This is a genomic window from Rhodovibrio sodomensis, assembly GCF_016583645.1.
GTDB classification, from domain to species: Bacteria; Pseudomonadota; Alphaproteobacteria; order Kiloniellales; family Rhodovibrionaceae; genus Rhodovibrio; species Rhodovibrio sodomensis.
Map to the genome: position 1 here is coordinate 1 of NZ_NRRL01000186.1, position 7,204 is coordinate 7,204.

Below are 7,204 nucleotides of genomic sequence, written 5' to 3' on the forward strand. Positions count from 1 at the left end.
CGCAAGGCTTTAACGCCGAATGGGGCGCTGTTTTCTACGCCGGCGTGTGCTCCGTCGTCGACACCGGCCGCCTATACGGCTTGAGCCCGCTCGCCGCCATTCGGCGCGTCCTTGCTGGCCAATCCGTTATTCTACCGGCCGCCGCCTGACCTACTCACCGGTGGGGGTGAGCAGTCACCCCGAAACTTCGCGCGAGTCGTTCATACTCGCAGAATACTGCGCCTCAAAGCCCGTCGCTATGCTCCGCGACTGCGGCATCTGGAATTATCCGAGTTTACGACCGGTACCGGCGCTGGGCTATGACGGCCACACAGTGTAAATTTTGTATGATAGCGGCGTTCTGACGGGTGTGGCGCCCTATTTTTTATGTATACTCAAACCCATCCAAGGTCCCATGCCCCACAATTCCGAGAAAGTCAACTATCTCATCTGTGTGACTTGTCTCCCAATCAAAACTTTGGTCCTCGGCGACCCGGATCTCGGTTTCGCCAGTTCCCAAGTTGTCGTAGCGCACGTGCGCCGCATCGGGTCCGTCGAAGCTGGCGAGCTGGGCGAAGAACTGCGGGGCCTGGTCGAAGCTGATGCTGCCGTCAAAGTTCAGGCTGTAGGACGCATCGGTCACCGCGTTGGCCGTGGAGCCGGCCTGGAACGCCTGACCGTCCCAGCTCCCCGTCCCCTGATCAATCGCAAACCAGCCCACCTGCTCGCTGGCGTGCGCCGTGCTTGCCCGCGCCTCCTCGTGCTCCAGCGCCAACGAGAAGCCCTGACTGTCGGCGCCCTGCTGGCGGGTCTGCACGAAGCTGGTATCGGTGGTGGTTTGTACCTGCGAGAACACGGCCGGCGCGGCGTCGAACGCGCTGGAGAAGGTCACCGTGTCGAAACCGTTGCCGGTAAGGTTGTCGCTCGTCTGCTTGCCCACCTCCAGACGCGTGCCGTCTCCAAGTTGCCAGCTGCCCTCCTCCATCACCAGGAAGCTCACGTCTTCCGTGGTGTGCCGGTCATCCTCGTAGGTGGCCTCCTGGACGCGCGCGGAGAAACTGTCGCCCTGGACGTCCGTGATCCGCACGGTCGAGTAGTCCCCGCCGTTGTATGAAGGCGTCAGCGCGAACACGACCGGGTTTGTGAAGCTGTGGTCCAGCTGGATCGTCTGCGCCTCGTGGGTCAGATCCGTGATCCGGCCCAGCTGGGCGATCGTCTGCGCGCTGTCGTCAACGGTGAGGTCCACGCTCGCCGTTGAGCTGGCGCCGCTTGGATCCGTGATCGTGTAGGTGAAGCTGTCGCTGCCCGTGTAGCCCGCCGCCGGCGCGTAATTCAGGGTGTCCGTCCCATCGTGCGCGCCGTTGTCGTTGATCTTCACCGTGCCGTTCGTCGGCTGCGTCACGCTCGCGATGTCCAGCCCGTCACCGTCCACGTCCTCGTCGTTCGACAGAACGCCAATCTCCACAGCGGTGTCGATGCGGGTGCTCGCGCTATCGGGGGTCGCTGTAGGCGCGTCGTTGACAGCTGCGACATCGACAGTCACTGACCCTTCGCTGGTCGTACCACTATCGTCGGTGATGGTGTAGGTGAAACTGTCTTTGCCCGTGTAGTTGGCGTTCGGAGTGTAGGTCAGCGTGTCGGTTCCGTCGTTCACGCCCTTGTCGTTGATCGTCACTGTGCCGTTGGTCGGCTGCGTCACACTCGCGATGTCCAGATTCTCGCCCGTATCGTTCGCGAGGACGCTGAGTTCGACGGCGGTATCTTCATCGGTGGTCGTCGTATCATCCGTAGCCGTGATCGTTGTATCGGCGCCCCCCCAAGCAGCGCCTGTCAACGTTCCAGACCCTTGAAGGGCCAGGAAACTGACACTTTCATCGGTATGACCGGTTTCGCTGTCGGCGCTTTGATCCTCGTACACAGCGAATTCGGCGGCACCGGTGCCGAGGTTGCTGTAGCGGATATGCGCTGCATCCGGACCGTCGAAGCTGTCCATCGACGCGAAGAACTGCGGCGCCCGGTCGAAGCTGAGGCTGCCATCGAAACTCAGGCTGTAGGACGCATCGGTCACCGCGTTGGCCGTGGAGCCGGCCTGGAAAGCCTGACCGTCCCAACTGCCAGTGCCCTGGTCGATGGCGAACCAGCCCACCTGCTCGCTGGCGTGCGCCGTGCTCGCCCGTGCCTCCTCGTGCTCCATCGCCAGCGAGAAACCCTGACTGTCCGCGCCCTGCTGGCGGGTCTGCACGAAGCTGGTATCGTTGGTCGTTTGTACCTGCGAGAACACGGCCGGCGCGGCGTCGAACGCACTGGAGAAGGTCACCGTTTCGAAACCGTTGCCGGTAAGGTTGTCGCTCGTCTGCTTGCCCACCTCCAGACGCGTGCCGTCGCCGAGCTGCCAGCTACCGGCCTCCATCACCAGGAAGCTCACGTCTTCCGGGGTGTGTAGGTCATCCTCGTAGGCGGCCTCCTGGATGCGCGCGGAGAAGCTGGTGCTCTGGACGTCGGTGACCCGTACAGTCGAGTAGTTTCCGCCGTTGTATGAAGGCGTCAGCGCGAACACGACCGGGTTTGCGAAGCTGTGGTCCAGCTGGATCGTCTGCGCCTCGTGGGTCAGATCCGTGATCCGGCCCAGCTGGGCGATCGTCTGCGCGCTATCGTCGACGGTGATGTCCACGCTCGCCGTCGAGCTGGCACCACTGGGGTCGGTCACGGTGTAGGAGAAGCTGTCGCCGCCCGTGTAACCCGCCACCGGCGCGTAGGTCAGGGTGTCCGTCCCATCGTGCGCGCCGTTGTCGTTGATCGTCACCGTGCCGTTCGTCGGCTGCGTCACGCTCGCGATGTCCAGCCCGTCACCGTCCACGTCCTCGTCGTTCGACAGAACGCGCACCTCGATCGATGTGTCCGGGGCCAGGAACGCGGTGTCGCCGTTCGCCAAAGGAGCATCGTTGGCGTTTTCAACGTTCACGGTAACGGTCGCGGCGTCCGAGTCGCCGGTCCCATCGCTGGCCCGATACGAGAACGTGGCTGTGCCAAAGAAATCAGTGTCCGGCGTGAAACGGATGGTGTCAGACCCGTCGAAACGCCCGTTATCGATGATCGATACCGAGCCGTTGTCCGGCTGCACGACATCCGTAATATCGAGTCCGTCACCCTCGGCATCGCTGTCGTTCGACAGGACGGAGATCTCGATGCTGGTGTCCTCGGTGGCGGCGACCTGGTCGTCCACCGCATCCACGCTCGTGGGGACGGCTTCCAGGGCTTGGGCGAGGTTCAGACGACCACCGCTGACAGTGCGGCCATCCATCGACGAAACAAGGTTAACGTTATCCAGGATCAGCTGCTTGACCTCCTGGTACGACTGCGACGGGTCCTGAGCCCATACCTGAGCGACTGCACCTGCTACATGCGGGCTCGCCATGGATGTGCCGCTCTTGTTGCCATAGCCGCCGCCGGGCATCGTGCTGAGGATGCTTGCGCCCGGGGCTCCGAGATCGACCGAAGTGGCGCCATAGTTCGACCAGGACGGTTTCCCGTCCACGCTGTTGGTCGCTGCCACGGAGATTACGTTGTCGTCAGCGTAAGACGCTGGGTAGAAAGGGTCGCTGTCTGTGTCGCGACCGTTGTTGCCGGCTGCCGCCACGACCATGTGCCCGACCTTGCCGGCATCCTTGATCGCGTTCCGCAGGGTGGTGCTGTCGTAGCCGCCACCCCAGCTGATGTTCGAGACCTCGGCGCCCATGTCGACGGCATAGTTCAGGGCCCGCGCCACGTCGTAGTAGCTACCGTAACCGTCGGAGCTCATTGCCTTGAGCGCCATCAAGTTGGCGGAGGTCGAGACGCCCGCGACGCCAGTCCCGTTGTCCGTCTCGGCGCCGATCGTTCCGGCGACGTGCGTGCCATGGCTGTGGTCGTCGAAGGGATCGTTGTCGCCGTTACGGAAGTCCCAGCCATAGACGTCGTCGACGAAACCGTTGCTGTCGTCGTCGATCCCGTTCCCCGCAATCTCGCCCGGATTGATCCACATATTGTCGTCGAGATCGGGATGCGTGTAATCGATGCCCGTGTCGATCACACCTACCGTGACGCGCGCGTCCGTCGTGAAACGCTGCGCATCGTTCCAGTCGATGTCGCGGTCGTTGGCGTTGTCGAGCGCCCACTGATCGTCCAGCCGCGGATCGTTGCTGGCGACGGTTGTTTCAAGCTGAACTTTGCCATTGCGCTCCGCGTAGTACACGTGCGGATGAAGGCCGGACAGCAGATCGTCCACCATCCGGTCGGGGACGCTCCATAGTTCAACGCCGAGTTCAGGCGCGCGGTCACCAACCACGGCATCGAAGGTCTCGTGGAGGTCTTGCGGAGCGTCGATGGTCGTCCGGACGATGATCTCCTGGTATCCGGATGCACCCTCCTCGCCCGGCGTCTCCGGTTTGGATGTGCCGCCCTTGGTACTGGGCTCCTGCTGTTGTGGGGGCGTCGCCGCCGGCGCCTCTGCTGTGTCGGCGCTGACCACCGGCCCCGCGGGATCGTCTTCTGCCCGTACCTTGCTCAGTGCGAGTTCGACGTCTGCCTGATTCCCAGCCGGCGATGCCGCGTCGTGGTTGGCGACGTCCACGTGTGGTTTCTCATCGCGAACACTGACCGACCCGGCGTCTGACAAGTCCTGCGAGGCAGACGGTAGCGCGCGCGCAAAAGCTTGGTCGGGCAAAGCTCGCGATTGCGGCGAACCGGTGTCGGAGGGCTCAAAATTGAAATGGTCTTCCAGGTCCCAGGAAAACCCCGTATCAGCACGATCTCCTCGATCACTCACCGAAGCCTGATCGCTCGGCTGCTGAATACCCTGGCTCGCCTCGAGATCCGGGATCGATTGAACGGGAAGCACATTTGCCACGGCTGCGGCTGGCGTATCGGCGGGCAGGTGAACTGCGGAAGCGTTCTGGGCAACGTCGAAAACGTGTGCGTCTAGCCAGACATCGCCGCGCGCGCCCGATCCCGGTATGGAAGCAAGGTGGTTTTGATCCCGGGCGAATACCGACAATCCGGCGCCATGCGAACTCGCCGCAGCGGTAAAGACCTTGTATCCGAACGCCGTGGTCGGAAGCCCGATCGACCACAGGATGTCTTCGATACCGATGTCTCCGGGCTCTGTCACCACCGCGTTCGCAATTTGTTTCACGCCGATCTCCCAGTCTCTCGTCCAGCCGTCCACGCCAGGGCGATGCCAGAACCCGGACGGCCAGCCCCAGCTCAGTCACGACGCCATAGGGAGCCCGCTCGTAGCCCCTGGAGATAAACCACGCGACAGCTTGGCCCCTTCCGGAGCCGAGCATGGCGAGCCATCGCCGAAAGGCTCTGCCTCTGGATCCGAGGATTTACCGGCGCGCCGAACGACGCCCCTTTGGCTAGCTGCGACCGTACTCTTTACGGATTAACAAACTCTTTCGCAGTTACTCTGATGCTGCATCAAGCCCACGCATGTGTCGTTTTTGTGGTGCAGGAATTAAATGCAACCCACGCACACCGAGATGGGTCGAGACGCAACCAGGCGATACCCCCGTCGCGACTGTCCAACGCAGCGTTCTATTCAGGGGATAAAAGTGCCTTTTCTACTCTTTAATAGCCTCCTGGATAGATAAGATCAGTTGCCTTCCTCCAGAGCCCATCTCCAGAGCCGCCCGTATTCGGCTCGGGCTTCCTCGAGACCCCTACAATCTGGTCCAATTGGCCAAGCTGATCGGAGGCACGGCGTGCGCGATCCGGCGCAATGCGAGATGGTCGTCCCCTGGCGGATCACCGGCTCCGACATCATGTGAGAGCAGGACTTCCCGGACCTCGCCAACCCGAAGCGGTTCATCGTCGACGATGCGGGCCACGGCGAGATCGAATTCGGTCCCGTCCACGAGGCTGTTGCTGAATAGCTCCGAGCGCGCCGGATGCTGGGAGTGACGTCGGGGGCGAGCCGCGGAATGCAGCCGGGCGGTCCTAGTCTTCGCCTCTCTGGGCGTTATCGGGGGCATTTTCTCGCCCTTTCGTTGGTATTCGCCGCCCGCTGGACAGACTCCCGGTGCAGTTTGCGTAAGTTGTAGACGGCGGCGTCGAGCTGCCACTCGCCGCGGCAGGCATCCAGCCCACGCATGGAGAACCGGCCGGCGCCCTGGCCGTCCTTCATGTGCCCGAACACCGGCTCGACCGTCTGGCTGCGCTGGGCGTAGATCGCCCGCCCGCGCTTGGTCCGCAGCTTGCGGTCCATGCGCTCGCGGGCGGACATGTTTTTCGGTTTCCGACCGCGCGGCGGTGGGGCGTCGCGCAGCTCCGCACGCTGCTTGTGGTCCTTCTTCGTCGCGATGAACAGCTCTCGGCCCGGCTGCTCGGCCGTCATGTTGTCTTGGGACCAGTAGCCGGCATCCGTGACGACCGCGCCCAGCTCGGCGTCCGCATCGCGCGCCACGGCCGCGTTCCCCTCGGCCTGCGCCAGCATACCGCCCAGCTGCTGGACGTCGTTCGCCGCGGTCGTGATGTCGGCGGCGAGGATGATCTGATCGCGCGTCACCACGGCCTGGGCGTTGTAGCCCTGCACCCAGCCGCGCCGGGTCTTCATGATCCGGCTGTCGGGATCGGTCGGATTGGCGACGGCCTTCGGATCGACGCTGTTATCCGGCGCCTTGGGTTTGCGGCCGCGCTTGCGCTTGCCGCTGGCCTGCTCCTCGGCCGCCCGGGCATCCAGCTTCGCCTGCTGCTGCGCCGCCTGCGCCTCGGCGTCCTGCTGGAGGCGCTGCTGGCACGCCTTCAACCGCGCCAGGCGGTCCTGGCGGCTTCGGAGGTCCGCGGGGACCTCGTCGCCGCGCTCGGCGCCGTACCGGTCGTCCTCCTGCTGGTCCGTGGTCTCGGCCTCGTCCATCATCCGCTTGATCTGCGCGTCGATGCTCTCCGCCGTCCGGTTGGCGTCCAGCGCCGCGTTCGCCTGCACCTTGGTGCCGTCGAGCGCGACCAGGCCCAGCTTCACCAGTCCAGCCTCATGGCACATCTTCAGAACGTGCCGGAACACCTCCGCCATGCGGGCGCTGTGGCGCCGGCGGAAGCGCGCAATCACCGTGTGATCCGGCACCTGCTCGCCGACGATGAAGCGGTAGCCGGCATCGCGCTCGCACAACCGCTCGATCTTGCGGCTGGAGCGCACGCCCTGGCTGTAAGCGTAGATCAACAACGCCAGCAGGACCTTCGGGGCGAACGG

General features: G+C 63.8%; 2 protein-coding genes. Both read right to left on the reverse strand.

Features of this window, described 5'->3' with window-relative positions; all coding sequences use genetic code 11:
- Nucleotides 1–364: 364 nt before the first annotated feature.
- The gene (locus CKO28_RS26440; protein ID WP_200344274.1) at nt 365–5,149 is read right to left on the reverse strand and encodes an Ig-like domain-containing protein; all 4,785 of its coding nucleotides are present in this window, start codon (nt 5,147–5,149) and stop codon (nt 365–367) included.
- A gap of 828 nt (nt 5,150–5,977) precedes the next feature.
- Nucleotides 5,978–7,204: transposase (locus tag CKO28_RS26445; protein WP_200344276.1), on the reverse strand; the 1,227-nt coding region annotated here is incomplete at its 5' end.